Origin of the sequence: Streptomyces sp. NPDC018029 (genome assembly GCF_044327655.1) — a bacterium.
In the GTDB taxonomy this organism is placed as follows: Bacteria; Actinomycetota; Actinomycetes; order Streptomycetales; family Streptomycetaceae; genus Streptomyces.
Map to the genome: position 1 here is coordinate 81,698 of NZ_JBIRFV010000005.1, position 17,286 is coordinate 98,983.

A 17,286-nucleotide genomic window follows, 5' to 3' on the forward strand; every position below is an offset into this window, starting at 1 on the left:
GAACTCCTCCGGTCCATGGTGACGGCTCGCGCCCCGGCCCGGGAGAGGAATCCGGGGAACGGTGGCTACGGCGTGGCGGGGGAGGGGAATCCGGGTGACGGTGGCTACGGCGTGGCGGGGGAGGGGAATCCGGGTGACGGTGGCTACGGCGTCGCGGGGGCGCCGGGGGCCCGCAGCACCTCGATGACGCTCGCGAAGCTGTCCTGACCGTGGCCCGCGGCCGCGGCGCGCTCCATCGTCGCCCTCAGGAGCTCGGGCAGCGAGGTGTCGACGCCCCGGGCCCGCGCGGCGTGGACGAGATGGTCGATCGCCGTGATCTGTACGTCGACGGTGGCGTCGTCGCCCGGATAGCGCCCGGCGTCCACCTGGGGCGCGTACGTCGTCATGAAGCCGGAGACGGCGCCGGTCAGCCAGCGCAGGGCGACCCGGGTGAAGTCGGTGGCCGGTGGCCCGTCGGCGGTCACCACGGCGGTGCCGTGCAGCCAGCCGGCGAACGTCGCCCACATCAGGCCGAGCAGCGCGGAGTCGTACAGCGAGGCGAGGCCGGGCCGCGCGCCCAGGTAGAGCGGGTCGCCGAGCGCGGCGAGGGCCGGGCGGTGGGTTTCGAGGACGGCCTCCGAGCCGCTGTAGAGGAACATCATCTCGGGGCTGCCGACGCCCGGCGGGGTCGTCATGATGCCGCCGTCGAGGTAGCCCGCGCCGTGCGCGGCCGCCCAGGCGGCCATCTCCTCGGCCTGCTCCGGCGATCCGGAGGTGAGGTTGACCAGGGACTTCCCGGCCAGGCCGCCCGCCTCGGCGACCGGGTCGAGGACGGTGTGCAGCGCGTCGTAGTCGAGTACGCAGGCGAGCACGAGGCCGCTCGCGGCGACCGCCTCCGCCGGTGTCGCGGCGACGTGCGCGCCGCGGTCGGCCTGCGCCTTCGCCTTCTCCGGGGTGCGGTTCCAGACGGTGGTGGGGTGACCGCGGTCGAGGAGGGCGGCGGCGAGGGCGGAACCCATGTTGCCGAGGCCGATGACGGTTGCGGGGGCGGGAGTGGTTACGGGGGAGGGGGTGTTCTGTGCGTTCATGGGGACCACGCTCGCAGGGGTCGGCGGCCCCGGACAGTGACAGTGGTGACGCTGAACACCAAATTCCTGCCAGCCGCCCGCGGGCGGCCGCCGCCCTCGTACGCTCACGGGATGAGCGCTGGTTCCGTAGCCGTGGTCGTGGCCGACGAGATCGGGGTCCCGTCCTGGGACCTGTACGAACTGAGCATCCCGCTCACGGTGTTCGGCAAGCCACAGCCCGACCTGTCCGACCACTGGTACGACCTGCGGTTGTGCGCGACAGGGGAACGCGAGCCGAGCGGCGGCGACTTCGGGATCGCGCTCCGCACGCCCTACGGCCTCGAAGGACTCGCCGGGGCCGACACCGTCGTCGTCACCTCGGTGCCGGACGCCTGCGTCGAGGAGGGCGCGCCGCTGCCGGCCGGTCTCACCGACGCGCTGCGCGCCGCCCACGAGGCGGGCGCCCGCATGGTCTCGCTGTGCACCGGCGCCTTCGCGCTCGCCGAGGCGGGTCTCCTCGACGGCCGCAGGGCCACCGCCCACTGGATGCACACCGCCCAACTCGCCGCCCGGCACCCGAAGGTGACCGTCGACGACTCCGTCCTCTACGTGGACGACGGTGACGTCTTGACCAGCGCGGGCCTGACCGCGGGCCTCGACCTCTGCCTCCACCTGGTCCGCCGCGACCTCGGCGCCCACGTCGCCAACCAGCTCGCGCGCCGCATGGTCGTGCCCGCCCACCGGCCGGGCGGCCAGGCCCAGTTCGTCGACCTGTCCGTGCCGGAGACGGACGACGCGGGCCTCGGTCCCGTACTGGAATGGGCCCGCGCGCACCTGGACCGGCCGCTCACCGTCGACGACCTGGCACGCCGGGCGGCGATGAGCCCGCGCACCCTCTACCGCCGCCTCCAGGCGGCCACCGGCACGACACCCCTCCAGTGGCTCCTCAACCAACGCCTCGCCCGGGCCCAGAGCCTCCTGGAGTCGACGGGCCTGCCGGTGGAGAAGGTGGCCGAACTGAGCGGCCTCGGCACGGCGAACAACCTGCGGCACCACTTCCTCAAGCAGGTCGGGGTGTCGCCGGGCGACTACCGCCGGTCCTTCTTCAGCGGCCGCCCGGCGGCTTGACCGCGCACCGCCCAGCTGACTGACCGCGTCGCACTACGCGGCTGCCCGCACCTGACCCCCGTCAACGGCCGCCAGCGGGCCGTCCACGCCCCGTCAGCCGACCATCAGGATCCCCGAAGCGCTCCGGAGCACAGTCGTCCCTGTCAGCAGCCGACGGAACGGCCCGGCGAGTCCGGGTCCAAGTCCGAGTACGAGTCCACGGGACAGGGAGCACCCCATGACCATCACCACCGAAACCCCCGCCGCGTCCGGCCACACCGCCGTCGGCTCCCCGCTCCTGCGGCCCGCCCGGCTCGGCGCCCTGCGCCTCCCCAACCGGCTCGTCATGGCGCCCATGACCCGCAACCGTGCCTCCGCCGACGGTGTCCCGCTGCCGGTGATGGCCACGTACTACGCCCAGAGAGCCTCGGCGGGGCTGATCGTCGCCGAGGCGGCCACGCCCAACGCGGTCGGGCAGACGTACGCCAACACCACGGCGATCCACGACGACGCGCACGTCGCCGGGTGGCGGCGCGTCACCGACGCGGTGCGTGACGCGGGGGGCCGGATGTTCCTGCAGATCCAGCACGGCGGTCGCGTCGGGCACCCCGACAACAGCGGGCTCACGCCCGTCGCGCCCTCGCCGGTCCCGCTCCCGGACACCGTCCACACGCCCTCCGGGCACCAACCCGCCGTCGTACCGAGGGAGATGACGGAAGAGGACATCCGTGACACCGTCGCGGACTTCGCGGCCGCCGCCCGCCGCGCCGTCGACGCGGGCTTCGCCGGTGTCGAGGTGCACGCCGCGAACGGCTACCTCCTCCAGCAGTTCCTCGCCCGCAACACCAACCATCGCACCGACGCGTACGGCGGCCCGGTCGCCCACCGCATCCGCTTCGTGGTCGAGGTCGTCCGCGCCGTCGCCGACGCGATCGGCGCCGAGCGGGTCGGCGTCCGCATCGCACCCGGCATCACCGTCAACGGCATCGAGGAGGGCGACACCGAGGACATCTATCCGGCGCTCGTCGATGCCCTCAAGGACCTCGGCGACCTCGCCTACCTGCACGTCGTCTTCGCCGACCCCGACAGCGCCCTCTTCCGGCGGATCCGCGCGAGCTGGCCGGGCACGCTCATCGCCAACCCGGTCCTCGGCTGGGGCGGACCGCTGCCCGCCGACGGCGGCAGGCTCGCCGGCGAGCGGCTGCTGGCGGCCGGGGCGGACCTGGTGTCACTGGGCAGGGCGTTCCTCGCCAACCCCGACCTCGTCGAGCGGATGCGGGTGGGCGCGCCGCTCAACCCCTTGCGGGACAAGGGGCTGATGTACGTCGGCGGGGCGGCGGGCTACACGGACTATCCGACGCTCGGCCGGGCCGGGGGCGGGCTCAGTGGCGGCGAGCTCACTGGCGGCGGGCTCAGCGGCGGCGGGCTCACCGGCGACTGAGCAGCTCCACGAGTCTGGCCGCTCCGTCCGTGCCGTGGCCCTCGTCGATGACGCGCCGCACCAGGCCCTCGGCGGCGCGCATGACGCCCGCGTCGATGCCGTGGGCTTCGGAGGCGTGGACCACGTGGGCCATGGTGGAGGCGGCGGACGTGATCGGGTTGCCGTCGCCGGGGTAGCTGCCCTTGTCGACGTCCACCGCGGTCCCGTCGATGATCGCGGGCAGGATCGCGCTGATGCCCTTCGCGAACGGCGCCAGCTCCTGCGCGGTGACCCCCTCCGCCTTCGCCACCGCGAGACCGTGCATGAGGCCGGTCATCGAGGTCCAGAAGAAGTCGAGCAGCGCGATGTCGTACGCCGCTGCCCGCCCGATGTCCTCACCGAGGTGGGTGTGGGTGCCGCCCAGCTTTTCCAGGACGGGGCGGTGCTCCTCGTAGAGCGCGGCGTCGCCGCTGTGGAGGAAGACCCCGTGCGGCGTGCCGATGGTCGGGGTCGGCGTCATGATCGCGCCGTCCAGGTACCTGACGCCGTGCGCGGCGGCCCAGTTCGCGGTGTCTCTCGACCGGCCGGGGGTGTCGGCACTGAGATTCACGACCGTACGTCCCCGGAGCGCGGCGGTGACGGTGTCGCGGCGCAGGACGGCGTCCGACGCGTCGTAGTTGACGACGCAGACGACGGTCAACGGACTCGCGGCCACCGCCTCCTCGGCCGTGGCGGCGCTCACCGCGCCCTGCTCGACCAGCTCGCCGTCCCGGCCGGATGTCCGGTTCCACACGGTGGTGCGCACCCCGGCGGCCAGGAACGCGGCGGCCAGAGCGCGGCCCATCGGGCCCAGGCCGATTACGGTGACGGCGGACTGTTCGCTGTGCGGAGACATGATCCAACTCCTGTGTGAATATGCGTGGAAGTGCGTGAAGGCATGCGGAAGCGCATGACGGCGTTCGAAGGGGATTGATGTGACGCGCAGCCGGGCTCAGGACCCGAACGTGTGCGGTGTGACCGCCGCGATCGCGGTGATCGACGGCAAGTGGAAGACGGCGCTGCTCTGGCCCCTCGAAAGCGGGCCGCACCGCCCCGGCGAGATCCTCCGGCTGCTGCCGGGGCTCACGGAGAAGGTGCTGACGCAGGCGCTGCGCGAGATGGAGGCGGATGGTCTCGTGCACCGGGAGGTGTACGACGTACGGCCGTTGAAGACCGTCTACTCCCTCACGGAGTTCGGCCGGGACCTGTGCGAGGCGCTGGCCCCGCTGTCGGACTGGGGCCACCGGCGGCTGGACAGGCTGGCCGAAGCCGCCGAAGCCGCCGAAGCCGCCGAGGTCGCCAAGGCCGCCGAAGCTGCCGAGGCTGCCGGGGCCGCCGAAGCTGCCGGGGCCGCCGAGAAGGCCGAGGCCCGGCCGGAAGCCCTGGCACAGCAAGCATCGTGACGCGCGATCACCTCACCCCCTCCTCCTCGTCGCCCGGCTCGTGCGCTCCGCTGCCCCTCCAGGTTCGCCGCTGAGCCGGCCTCCGCCAAGTACCCACTTAAAAGTGGCCATCGGGTAAGGCCATCGAGGTGGTGTGGCGTCGGGGTCAGTGCTGGAGCTCCACCACGTCGGCGATCACGCAGCTGACGTTGTCGGGGCCGCCCCTGCTGTTGGCCAGCTCGACGAGGTCCCGCACGGCCTGCTCGGGGTCGCCGACCGTCGTGACCACCCGCCGTATCTCCTCGTCCGGGACGACGGTGGACAGGCCGTCGGAGCAGAGCAGATACCGGTCACCGGCCCGGGCCTCGTGCAGGCGCAGGTCGGGTGCGGCGTCGGAGCCCGGTGTGAGGGCCCGGATCAGCAGCGAGCGCTGGGGGTGGGAGTCCGCTTCCTCGGGCGTGATGCGGCCTTCGTCGAGCAGCGACTGCACCACCGTGTGGTCGTGGGTGATCCGGAAGAATTCGCCGTCGCGCAGGAGGCAGGCCCGGGAGTCGCCGATGTGGACGAGGGCGAGGTGCGAACCGGTCCAGAGCAGCGCGGTCAGCGTCGTACCGTCCTCCTGCGGTGGTCCCGTGACACCTGCCACGGCTCGCCGGGCCTCCTCGACCGCGTCCTCCAGGACGTTGAGGAGGCTGCCCGCGGGGATGGTCTCGGTCTCCAGGCGCTTGAGCGTGTCGACGGCCGCGGCGCTCGCGGGCGCGCCGCCGCGGCCGAACCCGTCGGCGACCGCGAGGAGCCGGGAACCGGCGTACGCCGTGTCCTGGTTGCTCTTCCGGACGAGGCCGGTGTCGGACAGCGCGGCGTAGCGAATGCCCAAGGTGGCGGGCTCGGCGGTGGGGGACGGAGTGAGGGACGGCGTCGGGGACGGCGTGGGGGACGTGGCGTCGGACAAGGCGGAGTCCTTCCAGGACAGGTGGTCGACGAGGAAGGCGGCCAGGTCCCGCCGGGCGGCGGTCTCGGCCTCGACCCGCGCCCAGTACGCCCGCACCTCCCGGGCCGCCGCCCCCGCGTCCAGCGCACACACGTGCTGGATGCGGGCGAGCGGCATGCCCAGACGGCGGAGCCAGGCGACGAGCCGCGCCCGGTCCAACTGGTCCGGGGCGTACAGGCGGTAGCCGGTCACCGGGTCGACGCGGGCCGGGGGCAGCAGACCGAGCTCGTCGTAGAGGCGCAGCGCCTTCGGTGACAGCCGGGACGCCTTCGCGAACGCCCCGATGGTCAGCATCCCCATGCCCGCCCCCTTCCTCGGCCGGGCACTTCGCCCGGCCCCACCGATGCTGCGGCTTCCCCCAAGGTGAAGGTCAACCGCCGCTCCGTCGCCGGCCTGACGCGCCTGGTCAGCCGCCCACGTACGCCGCGAGGTGCTCGCCCGTGAGGGTGGCGCGGGAGGCGACGAGGTCGGCGGGCGTGCCCTCGAAGACGATCTTGCCGCCGTCGTGGCCCGCGCCCGGCCCGAGGTCGATGATCCAGTCGGCGTGCGCCATGACCGCCTGGTGGTGCTCGACGACGATGACCGACTTGCCCGAGTCGACGAGCCGGTCGAGGAGGCCGAGCAGCTGCTCGACGTCGGCGAGGTGGAGGCCGGTGGTCGGCTCGTCCAGGATGTAGACGCCGCCCTTGTCGCCCATGTGCGTGGCGAGTTTGAGCCGCTGCCGCTCGCCGCCGGAGAGTGTGGTGAGCGGCTGGCCGAGGCTGAGGTAGCCGAGCCCGACGTCCGAGAGGCGCCGCAGGATCTTGTGGGCGGCGGGGGTGTGCGCCTCGCCGGAGCCGGAGCCGGTGCCCGAGTCGGATCCGGTGCCCGAGGCGGAGCCGGTGCCCGAGGCGGAGCCGGAACTGGTGCCCCGGCCCGAGCCGGAGCCGCTGCCGGATCCAGAACCAGAACCAGTGCCGGAGCGGGAGTCAGAGCCCGTGCCGGAGCCAGAGCCCGTGCCGGGGCCAGAGCCCGTGCCGGGACCGAAGAACTCCTCCGCCTCGTCCACCGACATCGCAAGGACCTCGCTGATGTCACGGCCGCCGAGCCGGTACTCCAGGACCGACGCCTGGTACCGCCTGCCCTCGCAGTCCTCGCACGGGGTGGCGACGCTCGCCATCATCGCCAGGTCGGTGTAGATGACGCCGGCGCCGTTGCACGTCGGGCAGGCGCCCTCGGAGTTCGCGCTGAACAGCGCCGGCTTCACGCCGTTGGCCTTCGCGAACGCCTTGCGGATCGGGTCGAGCAGCCCTGTGTACGTCGCCGGGTTGCTGCGCCGCGAGCCGCGGATCGGGGTCTGGTCGACCGACACCACGCCCGCGTCGGCCGGGATCGACCCGTGCACGAGCGAACTCTTGCCGGAGCCCGCGACGCCGGTGACGACGGCGAGCACCCCGAGCGGGATGTCGACGTCGACATCGCGCAGGTTGTGCGTGTTCGCGCCGCGGATCTCCAGCGCCCCGGTGGGCTCGCGGACGGTCTCCTTCACCGCGGACCGGTCGTCGAAGTGGCGGCCCGTGACGGTGTCGGAGGCCCGCAGTCCCTCGACGGTCCCCTCGAAGCAGACGGTGCCGCCGCCCGTGCCCGCGCCGGGGCCGAGGTCGACGACGTGGTCGGCGATCGCGATCGTCTCGGGCTTGTGCTCGACGACGAGCACGGTGTTGCCCTTGTCCCGCAGGCGCAGCAGCAGCCCGTTCATCCGCTGGATGTCGTGGGGGTGCAGGCCGACGGTGGGCTCGTCGAAGACGTACGTGACGTCGGTGAGGGAGGAGCCGAGGTGGCGGATCATCTTGACGCGCTGCGCCTCACCGCCGGACAGGGTGGCCGCGGGCCGGTCGAGGGACAGATACCCGAGCCCGATCTCCACGAACGAGTCGAGGGTCTGCTGCAACGCGGTGAGCAGCGGCCCCACGCTCCCGAACGCGCCCCCTGCCCGCCCCGAGGACGACTCCGCCAGACCGCGGACCCACTCGGCCAGGTCCCTGATCTCCATCGCGCAGACGTCGGCGATGGACTTCCGCCGGATCTTCGACGAGCGCGCCCCCTCGCTGAGGCGCGTGCCGTCGCACTCGGGGCAGGTGGTGAAGGTGACCGCCCGCTCCACGAACGCCCGGATGTGCGGCTGCATCGACTCCTTGTCCTTGGACAGGAACGACTTCTGGATCTTGGGGATGAGCCCTTCATAGGTGAGGTTGACGCCGTTGACCTTCACCTTGACCGCTTCGCCGTACAGGAAGGACTGCAGCTCCTTCTTCGTGTACTCGCGGATCGGCTTGTCCGGGTCGACGAAGCCGGACTGGGCGTAGACCTGCACGGTCCACTGGCTGTCCGACTTCCAGCCGGGGATGGTGAACGCGCCCTCGGCCAGCGACTTGGAGTCGTCGTAGAGCTGGGTGAGGTCGATGTCGGAGACCGTGCCGCGGCCCTCGCAGCGCGTGCACATGCCGCCGGTGCGGTGGTAGGTCGCGGTCTGTGCCTTCGTCTTGTCGCCCCGCTCGACGGTGATCGCGCCGCTCGCCCGGACCGACGCGGTGTTGAAGGAGTACGCGCTGGGCGGGCCGATGTGCGGCTCGCCGAGCCGGCTGAAGAGGATGCGCAGCATCGCGTTGGCGTCGGTGGCGGTGCCGACGGTGGAGCGGGGGTCGCCGCCCATCCGCTGCTGGCCGACGGTGATCGCGGTGGTGAGACCGTCGAGCACGTCGACCTCGGGCCGCGCGAGCGTCGGCATGAAGCCTTGCACGAAGGCGCTGTACGTCTCGTTGATCAGCCGCTGCGACTCCGCGGCGATCGTGTCGAAGACCAGCGAGCTCTTGCCCGAACCGGAGACGCCGGTGAACACCGTCAGACGGCGCTTGGGGATCTCGATGCTGACGTTCTTGAGGTTGTTCTCCCGGGCGCCGTGCACGCGGATCAGGTCGTGGCTGTCGGCAGCGGTCCTGGTGCTCGTCTTCCTGGTGCTCATGGTCTCTCCATCGAGGTCCGGCACGCGGCGTCGTGCGTTTTCACGCTAGCCGGGGGGTCTGACAGTCGCTTCTCGGACGAGACCTCGGACGGGACGCGGGACGGGAGGAGAGGGAAAACAAAAAGGCAAGGAGGGTTACGCACTCCTTGCCACTCTCAACTTATAGCGCACAGGGGGCCTTGCGGCAAGACCCCGTCGGTCCTGCACAATCACCGCTCGTAACAACGACGAGCTCGACAAACCGGGGACTGACATGGGGGATTACATGGTCGACGTGATCATCGCGGGCGGCGGCCCGACCGGCTTGATGCTGGCGGCCGAACTGCGGCTCCAGGGCGTACACGTCCTCGTGCTGGAGAAGGAGACGGAGCCGACCAAGCAGTCCCGTGCGCAGGGCCTGCACGTGCGCAGCATCGAGGTGATGGCCCAACGCGGGCTGCTGGACCGGTTCCTGCCGCTCGGCAGGCAGTTCACCGTCGGCGGCTTCTTCGCAGGGCTCGGCAAGGCCTGGCCCGACCGCCTCGACACGGCGCACTCGTACGTCCTCGCCATCCCGCAGGAAGTCACCGAGCGCCTGCTCGCCGAGCGCGCCGGCGAGCTCGGCGTCGAGGTCCGGCGCGGCTGCGAGGTGGCCGGGCTGAGCCAGGACGACGACGGGGTGACCGTCGAACTGGCCGACGGCACCCGGCTGCGCTCGCGCTACGCCGTCGGCTGCGACGGCGGCCGCAGCACGGTGCGCAAGCTGCTCGGCGTCAGCTTCCCCGGCGAGCCGAGCAGGGCCGAGACGCTGCTGGGCGAGATGGAGGTGGCCGTTTCGCCCGAGGAGCTCGCGGAGAAGATCGCCGAAGTCCGCAAGACCCAGCTGCGGTTCGGCGCCATGCCGCTCGGTGACGGGGTGTACCGCGTCATCGTGCCCGCCGACGGCGTGTCCGAGGACCGGGCGACCCCGCCGGTCCTCGCGGACTTCCAGCGGCAGCTGCGTGCGTTCGCGGGCACCGACTTCGGCGTGCACTCGCCGCGCTGGCTGTCCCGCTTCGGCGACGCAACCCGGCAGGCCGAGCGGTACCGGGTCGGCCGGGTGCTGCTGGCCGGCGACGCCGCGCACATCCACCCGCCGACCGGCGGGCAGGGGCTCAACCTCGGCATCCAGGACGCGTTCAACCTCGGCTGGAAGCTGGCCGCCGAGATCAACGGCTGGGCGCCGGAAGGCCTGTTGGACAGTTACTACGACGAACGGCACCCGGTGGCCGCCGCCGTACTGGACAACACGCGCGCGCAGATGGAGCTGATGTCCCAGGAGCCGGGCCCGCAGTCGGTACGCAGACTCCTCGCCGAATTGATGGACTTCGAGGAGGTCAACCGCTACCTCATCGAGAAGATCACCGCGATCGGCGTCCGGTACGACTTCGGCGCGGGCCACGACCTGCTCGGCAAGCGGCTGCGGGACCTGGAGCTGAAGCGCGGCCGCCTCTACGACCTGATGCACGAGGGCCGCGGCCTGCTGCTCGACCAGACCGGCCGCCTCTCGGTGGAGGGGTGGACGGACCGGATCGAACACGTCGTCGACGTCAGCGAGGAGTTGGACGCCCCGGCGGTGCTGCTGCGCCCGGACGGCCACGTGGCGTGGGCGGGCGACGATCAGCAGGACCTGCTCGGCGCGGTGCGGAGGTGGTTCGGTACGGGTGATCAGGCGCGGTCGTGGAGCGTGACCTGATAGCCGTCGGGGTCGGCGAAGGTGAAGGTCCGGCCGAAGGGTCCGTCGATCGGCGCGGAGACGATGGTGTGGCCGTCGGCGACGAGAGCGTCGTGGATGGCCTGGACGCCCGTGGCGTGCAGCCAGATCGCGGCACCGATGCCGGGCTGGGCGACGGAGGCGAGATCGGTGCCGGGGACGACCTCGCGGAGTGCGAACGCGATCGGCTTCGTCTCGAAGACGACGGCGTGCGGAGGCCCGGCCTGCGAGCGGACGAGGCCCAGGTACTGCTCGTAGAAGGCCTGTGAAGCGTCGAGGTCGCGCGCTTGGAGCGAGATGAAGTCGGGACCGGTGACGGGCATGACGAGCTCCTTCTTTTCATGTCAGCTTTCTGACACGGAGCAACCTATGTCAGAATGCTGACATGAAACAAGACGGTGTCGGTACTGCTGCCGGTGTCGACCTGGAGACGTCACTGGGCTACCTGCTCAAAGAGGCGTCGAGCGTCCTCCGCTCGGCCATGGAGGAGGTGCTGCGGCCGCTCGGAATGACCGTGACGCACTACTCCTGCCTCGAACTGCTGGCCCAGCGGCCGGGCTTGTCGAACTCCGAGCTCGCGCGCGGCGCGTTCGTGACCCGGCAGTCGATGAACGTACTGCTCCAGAACCTGGAGCGAGAGGGTTACGTGACCAGACCCGCGGAGGCCCCCGTCGGGAAGGCCCTCCCCGCACGGCTCACGCCTCGCGGCCGCCGGAGCCTGGAGAAGGCGTCGGCGGCGGTCCGGTCCGTCGAGGTCAGAATGCTGACCGGCATGACAGAGGCCGAGCGGTCGGGCGCGTTCCGCATCCTGCAGAGCATGATCCGCTCTCTGCGGGAGGGCGACGGCGAGGACAGGGACAAGGACGGGGACAGGGACAAGGGCGGGGACACGGGCAAGGGCGGGGACGCCACCGCCGCCCCAGTCAGCCGGTGAGCGCCTCGGTGATCTGCCGGGTGGTCTGCGCGGCAACCCGAGGGTTTACGGCGGCGTAGGAGGTGTAGGCGTTCAGGCCGGTGGCCAGGGCCCAGCCGCGGCCTCGCAGCCAGGTGGCGTCGTCCACGCCGAGCGCGTCACGGAAGGCGGCCCGGCTCCCGGCCGTCATCAGGGTGAAGGCGATCATCAGGTCGCAGGCAGGGTCACCGATGCCGAGCCCGCCGAAGTCGATGACGGCGCTGAGGCGGCCGTGTGTGGTCAGCAGGTTGCCCGTGTGGAAGTCGCCGTGGAACCACACCGGAGGGCCGTCCCATCCAGGGGCGCTCATGGCCGCATCCCACAACTCGGCCATCGCCGCGGCATCGAAGACGCCATCGACCTCCGCGATGGCGACCCGCGTCGCACGATCCCGTTCGGACAACGACCAACTGGAGAGACACTCGCGCCCGGCTTTGGCCCCGCCCTCGGGCGCGAACCGCCGCAGAGCAGCCAGAAAGCGCGCCAGCTCGATCGCTGCCCCGGTGGAGTCGGCCAGTGCGTCGACGGTCGCCACGTCGCCTTCAAGCCATCGGGACACCGCCCAAGGCCACGGATAGCCGAAGTCGGGTTCTCCCACCCCCACCGGCACCGGAATGGCCAGCGGGAGGTGCGGGGCGAGCCGGGGCAGCCACTCGAACTCCTTCCTGGCCTGACCCACGGCCCCGGCATGCCGGGGCAGCCGAACGGCCAGCTCCTCACCCAGCCGGTAGATGACATGGTCGGACCCGGCCGGGTCGACCAGCTTCAGAGGCAGCTCCGCCCATCGAGGAAACTGGCTGTCGACCAGGCGCCTGACGAGCACGGCATCGATCTCGGGTCGTACGTCCGCGGTTCTCGCGGTTGCCAAGACAGCTCCTGCGGGTCGGCCCACTCCGTACGGCGGACGGTATGGGTCATCACAATGCGCCGCGGCTCTGCCTGTCGACCGATTTAGCGCCACGGGCAGCTAGGGCCCGAGGGCTCGAGGGCTTGCCGGGCGATGGTCGGCTCTCTCACCCGTGTGCCGACAGGGCGTCGCGGAGAGCGACGGGGGAGCGGCCGGTCAGCTCGGTGTAGTCGTTTCGGACTCGATCCCAGCGCTGCTCGCGCACCGAGGCGAACATGGACGCGAAGGCGTAGGTCCACCAGGGATCCAGCCCGGCCGCCGCAGTCTCGGCGCAGTACGTGTCAGACGGGATGTCCACGTAGGAGACAGGTGTCTCCCAGGCCTCCGTCGTGATCGAGGCGATGCCTGCCAGGTCCACCGACTCGGGTCCCGTGATGTCATGGTGCCGGCCGGTCGGCTCACCCACCGCGAGTGCGGCGAGGGCGCGTGCTACGTCGTCGCGCGCCACCAGGGAGACCCGGCCATCCGCTGCCGGCAGCCTGAGCAGCCCGGTCGCTCGCGCCTCGGTGAGCCAGGACCGGAAGAACTCGATGTACAGCGAAGCCCTGGCGAACGAGCACGGGACGCCGGAGGCCAGAAGCAGATCTTCGGTGAGCCGGTTGACCACGGCGTAGCAGAACGGGGACGCCATGTCGGCGTCAACGCTGCTCAGCGCTGCGACATGGCCGACGCGCTCGGCCGCCGCAGCGGCGACGATGTTGCGGTGGTGCAGCAGTACCCGCGCGTCGGGCCCGTCGCTGGAGATGAAGACCAGAACGTCCACGCCCTTCAGCGCCGCACGCAGAGCGGGCGGATCGGCGTAGTCGGCGACGGCGACCTCCACCCCCGGCGGTACCGCATCGGCGGGCGGCTTCCGCCTGGTCATCGCTACGACGTCCACGTCGGCCCGGCCCGCGAGCAACCGCACCACCCGCCGTCCCAAACTGCCGGCCGCCCCTGTCACGGCGATGCGCATGCCGGAAGTCACCGGTGCTCCTCGGCGAGGAAGGCCCGGACGTCGGCCACCAGGGAAGTCAGCTGCTCGCCGGCCTCCAGCCAGGTGGTCACCGAGGCGCCCCAGCCGCCTGCGGCCTGAGGCCATGGCCGCAAGGCCCAGGTCAGCCCGACGTGGCCGCCGGACCGGAAGACCGCCGACACCGTCAGCTCTTGGTCGTCGGTCTGCCAGCTCCGTTCGCCCTCCCACCCCCGGTAGTCGGAGGCAAGCTCTTCCAGGAACGTGGTGAGATCGCTGTCCCAGATCCAGGCGACGACCTCGTCGACGCGAGCGGTCAGACCGGGGGCCCGCAGCTCAACGGCATAGTGCACCGAGTCTGCGTCGAAGCTGAACCGGTCGCAGAACGTCACGCCGACGGACGCGTTGTCCCGGCAGCGGATGGTCACGCCGGCCTCGTCGTCAGCGCCGACGTCTGGGGTGGTCATGGGCGGAACGTTAGGTCAACAGCCTGTTCGACGTCACTTGGATTCGTTGCCGGTGGGGTGGAGGACGGCTTCGGCGATTGCACGGACACGCTCCATGGTGATGCCGGTCCTCCGAGGGTGTGCGGTCGACTGGTGTCCCCGCGCGGCGCGCAGCGTTCACCGCCGCTTGTAGACGATGCCCGCGCCGGCGACCAAGAAGGCCGCGACGGTCGCACCGGTATTGATCGGGGCGGCCAGCTGATCGTTCCCGCCATAGGAACCACTGTGCAGAAGCAGCGGGACCGAGAAGGAAGAACGGGACCAAACCCCTTATCCAGCTGATCGACCGGAGAACCTCACGTGGAGCCCGTGGACATGCCTGACGTCTCAGGACAAGCTGAGTACCTGTTCAGCTGCGACGTGACCTGTATGCATGGAGGGCCCGGCGGAGCGCCTCCAGCGGGTACGGGGTTTCCCTGTTCTCGTCCTGGATCTTGACGTAGAAGTCCGTCATCACTGCGGCGAGCGGTGCATGGCGGGAGAGGATCGCCCTGGCCTTTTGCGGTCCGTCCGGCGGGTCCTCTCCTTCCGCGCATGCGCGGATAAGCGCCTCGCGTTCTTTCCGCTCGTATCCGTACAGCTTCGTGATCAGCCTGTTCACGAGCCAGCTGCGTGTGTAGCAGCGGTCGTAGGTCCTGTGCAGTTCGAAGAAGCCGGTCTCGGACGGTGACAGATCGAATCGGGAGGAGACGGCGAGGCCGTAGTCGGCGAAGTAAAGGCGTCGGCCGTCGACCAGGATGTTGTGAAAATGGGCGTCGAAGTGCAGAAGCCCGCGAGCGTTCATGAAGGACGTGCCGGTCTCCAACTCGCCCTCCACCAGGGAAAAAGCCCGGTCGGCAGACTCTTCACCAGCCTGTACCTGCTCGGTGAGCCACTCGTCGAGCGTCTGAGGGATGTACTCCAGGAACAGCGCGAGGCTCGCAGAGGACTGCTGAAGGGCCTCGATACGACGGCGCACCTCCGGGCTGCCTCCCCAATAGGCCACGACCCGATCCACGTCCGCGAGTTCCTCGGGAAGCGCGGCCGTGTCCGGCAGTACGCGCCAGTGGTACATCATCGGGAACCCTTGGTACTGCCCTCCGAGCACCCAGTTCGTCGTCATGGTGTGAACGGCGAGCTCCCGCCATGCCCCGAAACCAGGCCCACCACCGACGCCGTACTGGCAGAAGGTGGGAATCCCGAACAGGTTGGCCGTGGACCGTGCGTGCTCCGGCAGCCGCTCCATATCCGTGAGCGGCACCCGCTTCACGAAGACCGGCTTCCCATCAACCTTCAGCAGCGCAGACCTTCCGCCGATACCGGAGCCAAGGGGTATGGCGTCGTCAACGAGATCGCCCAGCCGGCGATCACTTTGCAGGGCGAGGGACGTAGAGACTGTGCTGTAGGCGGCCAGGCGGGCGCTTTCCGGCATATCGGGATGCACGCCCGCTACCTGCATTGGAATGCCGACCTCGTTTTCCACCGTGCACGCGAGTTGCCTGCGCACTGTACGCGAAGGCTGACAGGCCGAGCAGGGAGAGTTTTCGCCGCGCGACGTCCATAGGGCAACCCGCAAGAGGTCGCACTCCGCAGAACGACCGGGACCCGATCACACTCGTCACAGGGCGCCCTGCGTGGTGTGGCGTGATGTGGTGCACTATTGCAAGCGGGTGCTTGCAAAAGTTAGCAAGGGTGCTGCACCATCGGGGCATGGCATCACTCAACGTCGGCAATCTCGGCGAGTACCTGCGCGAGCAGCGGCGCACCGCGCAGCTGTCGTTGCGGCAGCTCGCCGACGCCGCCGGGGTGTCCAATCCGTATCTGAGCCAGATCGAGCGCGGCCTGCGCAAGCCGAGCGCGGAGGTTCTGCAGCAGGTCGCCAAGGCCCTGCGGATCTCCGCCGAGACGCTGTACGTGCGAGCCGGGATCCTCGACGAGAAGGAGCGGGACGAGCTGGAGACGCGTGCCGTCATCCTCGCCGACCCGTCCCTCAACGAGCGCCAGAAGCAGGTGCTCTTGCAGATCTACGAGTCGTTCCGCAAGGAGAACGGCTTCGACGCGGCCACGTACGACGCCGACGGCAGTGATGCCGACCCGAAGCAGACACCCTCAAGCTGACAAGCCGACGCGAATCCGGGAGGACCATCGTCATGGCCATCACCGATGACCTGCGCAAGACCCTCAGCAATCCCACCCCCGCGTACTTCGTCGCCGGGTCCGCGGACCTCGCCCTCCAGCAGGCGAAGAAGGTTCCCGGTCTCGTCGAGCAGCTGATCGCCGAGGCTCCTTCGCGCATCGACGCGGTGCGCAACACCGACCCCAAGACCGTCCAGGACAAGGCCGCCGCCCGCGCCAAGGAGGCGCAGGAGACCCTCCAGGCCAAGGTCACCGAGGTGCTCGGCACGCTCGACACCGACCTGAAGAAGCTTCAGGAGACCGCGCAGGACCTCGCGTTGCGCGGTGTCGGCGTGGCCGCCGAGCTCGCGGTCAAGGCGCGTGAGAAGTACGACGAGGTCGCCGAGCACGGCGAGCAGGCCGTGAAGTCCTGGCGCGGCGAGGCCGCCGAGGAGATCCTCGACCTGGCCGAGACGGTCGAGCCCGACGAAGAGGCGAAGCCCGTGGTGGCGGAGGGCGCGGGCCCCGAGTCGGCCGCGGTCGTCGCGCCCCGGAGCGCGGCCGCCGCCCCCGCGAAGAAGCCCGTCGCGAAGAAGGCCCCGGCCCGCAAGACGACGGCGAAGAAGACGCCGCCGCCCGCCAAGTAGCAGCGCCGCGACACGCTTCCGGCGTGCGCGAGGGGCGGGCACTCTCCGCGTGCCCGCCCCGTTGACGGGGTAGCGGGTACCGTGGCCGCGTAAATCGATGAGCCGTGACTGGCCGAGACTGGTGGTGGACGTTGTGCTGATGCAAGGGTTCGCGAACTTCATGTGGCTGCTGTCGCTGGCCCTGATCGTCTTCAGCGGGTTCGCCCTCATCGACGCCGCGGTCCGGCGCGAGGACGCCTATCGCGCGGCGGACAAGAAGACCAAGCCGTTTTGGCTGATCATCCTCGGCATCGCCTTCGTGGTGAACCTGCTCTTCCCGATCCTGTCGTTCCTGCCGATCATCGGGCTCGTCGCCACCATCGTGTACATGGTGGACGTGCGCCCGGCGATCCAGCAGATCACGGGCGGCGGGCGCGGTGGCCGCCGCGGCGGCTCCAGCAGCGACGGCCCGTACGGCCCGTACAACGGCGGCCGGTAGCCCCCACGACTTCCCCGGAGGGGTGCGGTGAC

Annotated in this window: 16 protein-coding genes and 1 pseudogene; 8 read left to right on the top strand and 9 right to left on the bottom strand. The window is 70.7% G+C overall.

Features of this window, described 5'->3' with window-relative positions:
• Positions 1-143: 143 nt before the first annotated feature.
• On the bottom strand, positions 144-1,067 hold the full coding sequence (locus tag ACH4D5_RS16650) for an NAD(P)-dependent oxidoreductase (protein ID WP_398302803.1): 924 nt from the start codon (positions 1,065-1,067) through the stop codon (positions 144-146).
• A 111-nt stretch (positions 1,068-1,178) separates the two neighbouring features.
• On the opposite strand from ACH4D5_RS16650, the gene ACH4D5_RS16655 reads away from it, so the two are divergent.
• Complete coding sequence (locus ACH4D5_RS16655) at positions 1,179-2,174, top strand: helix-turn-helix domain-containing protein (RefSeq protein WP_398302805.1); 996 nt, start codon at positions 1,179-1,181, stop codon at positions 2,172-2,174.
• A gap of 217 nt (positions 2,175-2,391) precedes the next feature.
• On the top strand, positions 2,392-3,594 hold the full coding sequence (locus ACH4D5_RS16660; RefSeq protein WP_398302807.1) for an alkene reductase: 1,203 nt from the start codon (positions 2,392-2,394) through the stop codon (positions 3,592-3,594).
• On the opposite strand, the gene ACH4D5_RS16665 is transcribed toward ACH4D5_RS16660, so the two are convergent.
• Positions 3,581-4,558 carry an NAD(P)-dependent oxidoreductase gene (locus tag ACH4D5_RS16665; RefSeq protein ID WP_398303726.1) on the bottom strand — a complete coding sequence of 326 codons (978 nt, stop codon included), beginning with the start codon at positions 4,556-4,558 and terminating at the stop codon, positions 3,581-3,583. The genes ACH4D5_RS16660 and ACH4D5_RS16665 overlap by 14 nt on opposite strands.
• Here ACH4D5_RS16665 and ACH4D5_RS16670 point away from each other — a divergent pair.
• A pseudogene (locus tag ACH4D5_RS16670) lies at positions 4,548-4,892 on the top strand (winged helix-turn-helix transcriptional regulator); the annotation flags it as partial. The gene ACH4D5_RS16665 and the pseudogene ACH4D5_RS16670 sit on opposite strands and share 11 nt — an antisense overlap.
• 268 nt (positions 4,893-5,160) lie before the next feature.
• Here ACH4D5_RS16670 and ACH4D5_RS16675 read toward each other — a convergent pair.
• The gene (locus ACH4D5_RS16675) at positions 5,161-6,285 is read right to left on the bottom strand and encodes a MerR family transcriptional regulator (protein ID WP_398302809.1); all 1,125 of its coding nucleotides are present in this window, start codon (positions 6,283-6,285) and stop codon (positions 5,161-5,163) included.
• 106 nt (positions 6,286-6,391) lie between these two features.
• On the bottom strand, positions 6,392-8,986 hold the full coding sequence (locus tag ACH4D5_RS16680; protein WP_398302811.1) for an ATP-binding cassette domain-containing protein: 2,595 nt from the start codon (positions 8,984-8,986) through the stop codon (positions 6,392-6,394).
• Positions 8,987-9,251: 265 nt separating this feature from the next.
• On the opposite strand from ACH4D5_RS16680, the gene rox reads away from it, so the two are divergent.
• Positions 9,252-10,700, top strand: coding sequence for a rifampin monooxygenase (gene rox / locus ACH4D5_RS16685; RefSeq protein ID WP_398302813.1), 1,449 nt, complete (start codon positions 9,252-9,254; stop codon positions 10,698-10,700).
• On the opposite strand, the gene ACH4D5_RS16690 is transcribed toward rox, so the two are convergent.
• Positions 10,673-11,041: a VOC family protein gene (locus ACH4D5_RS16690; protein WP_398302815.1), complete on the bottom strand. Its 369-nt coding sequence runs from the start codon at positions 11,039-11,041 to the stop codon at positions 10,673-10,675. The two genes, rox and ACH4D5_RS16690, sit on opposite strands and share 28 nt — an antisense overlap.
• Before the next feature lie 62 nt (positions 11,042-11,103).
• Here ACH4D5_RS16690 and ACH4D5_RS16695 point away from each other — a divergent pair, with 62 nt between their 5' ends.
• Positions 11,104-11,652 (top strand): MarR family winged helix-turn-helix transcriptional regulator, encoded by a 549-nt coding sequence (locus ACH4D5_RS16695; protein WP_398302817.1) that lies wholly within the window; start codon positions 11,104-11,106, stop codon positions 11,650-11,652.
• Here ACH4D5_RS16695 and ACH4D5_RS16700 read toward each other — a convergent pair.
• The 4 genes from ACH4D5_RS16700 to ACH4D5_RS16715 form a co-directional block, all read right to left on the bottom strand.
• Positions 11,642-12,538 (bottom strand): aminoglycoside phosphotransferase family protein, encoded by an 897-nt coding sequence (locus ACH4D5_RS16700; RefSeq protein WP_398302819.1) that lies wholly within the window; start codon positions 12,536-12,538, stop codon positions 11,642-11,644. The two genes, ACH4D5_RS16695 and ACH4D5_RS16700, sit on opposite strands and share 11 nt — an antisense overlap.
• 145 nt (positions 12,539-12,683) lie before the next feature.
• Positions 12,684-13,544 (bottom strand): NAD(P)H-binding protein, encoded by an 861-nt coding sequence (locus ACH4D5_RS16705; RefSeq protein WP_398302821.1) that lies wholly within the window; start codon positions 13,542-13,544, stop codon positions 12,684-12,686.
• Entirely contained in the window at positions 13,541-13,996 is a 456-nt protein-coding gene (locus ACH4D5_RS16710) for a DUF6228 family protein (protein WP_398302823.1), read from the bottom strand. Before ACH4D5_RS16710 ends, ACH4D5_RS16705 begins: the two co-directional genes overlap by 4 nt.
• Positions 13,997-14,384: 388 nt before the next feature.
• Positions 14,385-15,446, bottom strand: a complete 1,062-nt coding sequence (locus tag ACH4D5_RS16715; RefSeq protein WP_398303728.1) for a protein kinase family protein — start codon at positions 15,444-15,446, stop codon at positions 14,385-14,387.
• A gap of 278 nt (positions 15,447-15,724) precedes the next feature.
• Between ACH4D5_RS16715 and ACH4D5_RS16720 the strand changes: the two genes are divergently transcribed.
• The 3 genes from ACH4D5_RS16720 (at position 15,725) to ACH4D5_RS16730 (ending at position 17,254) form a co-directional block, all read left to right on the top strand.
• Positions 15,725-16,132, top strand: coding sequence for a helix-turn-helix domain-containing protein (locus tag ACH4D5_RS16720; RefSeq protein WP_398302825.1), 408 nt, complete (start codon positions 15,725-15,727; stop codon positions 16,130-16,132).
• Positions 16,133-16,164: 32 nt separating this feature from the next.
• Complete coding sequence (locus ACH4D5_RS16725) at positions 16,165-16,776, top strand: hypothetical protein (protein WP_398302827.1); 612 nt, start codon at positions 16,165-16,167, stop codon at positions 16,774-16,776.
• 139 nt (positions 16,777-16,915) lie between these two features.
• Entirely contained in the window at positions 16,916-17,254 is a 339-nt protein-coding gene (locus tag ACH4D5_RS16730) for a DUF2516 family protein (protein ID WP_361721631.1), read from the top strand.
• Positions 17,255-17,286 lie beyond the last annotated feature (32 nt).

Coding starts and splice junctions, on each gene's coding strand:
- ACH4D5_RS16675 (WP_398302809.1), bottom strand. CDS start 6,285: ATGGGGATGCTGACCATCGGGGCGTTCGCGAAGGCGTCCCGGCTGTCA.
- ACH4D5_RS16650 (WP_398302803.1), bottom strand. CDS start 1,067: ATGAACGCACAGAACACCCCCTCCCCCGTAACCACTCCCGCCCCCGCA.
- ACH4D5_RS16690 (WP_398302815.1), bottom strand. CDS start 11,041: ATGCCCGTCACCGGTCCCGACTTCATCTCGCTCCAAGCGCGCGACCTC.
- ACH4D5_RS16720 (WP_398302825.1), top strand. CDS start 15,725: ATGGCATCACTCAACGTCGGCAATCTCGGCGAGTACCTGCGCGAGCAG.
- ACH4D5_RS16655 (WP_398302805.1), top strand. CDS start 1,179: ATGAGCGCTGGTTCCGTAGCCGTGGTCGTGGCCGACGAGATCGGGGTC.
- ACH4D5_RS16695 (WP_398302817.1), top strand. CDS start 11,104: ATGAAACAAGACGGTGTCGGTACTGCTGCCGGTGTCGACCTGGAGACG.
- rox (WP_398302813.1), top strand. CDS start 9,252: ATGGTCGACGTGATCATCGCGGGCGGCGGCCCGACCGGCTTGATGCTG.
- ACH4D5_RS16680 (WP_398302811.1), bottom strand. CDS start 8,986: ATGAGCACCAGGAAGACGAGCACCAGGACCGCTGCCGACAGCCACGAC.
- ACH4D5_RS16710 (WP_398302823.1), bottom strand. CDS start 13,996: ATGACCACCCCAGACGTCGGCGCTGACGACGAGGCCGGCGTGACCATC.
- ACH4D5_RS16730 (WP_361721631.1), top strand. CDS start 16,916: ATGCAAGGGTTCGCGAACTTCATGTGGCTGCTGTCGCTGGCCCTGATC.
- ACH4D5_RS16725 (WP_398302827.1), top strand. CDS start 16,165: ATGGCCATCACCGATGACCTGCGCAAGACCCTCAGCAATCCCACCCCC.
- ACH4D5_RS16660 (WP_398302807.1), top strand. CDS start 2,392: ATGACCATCACCACCGAAACCCCCGCCGCGTCCGGCCACACCGCCGTC.
- ACH4D5_RS16715 (WP_398303728.1), bottom strand. CDS start 15,446: ATGCCGGAAAGCGCCCGCCTGGCCGCCTACAGCACAGTCTCTACGTCC.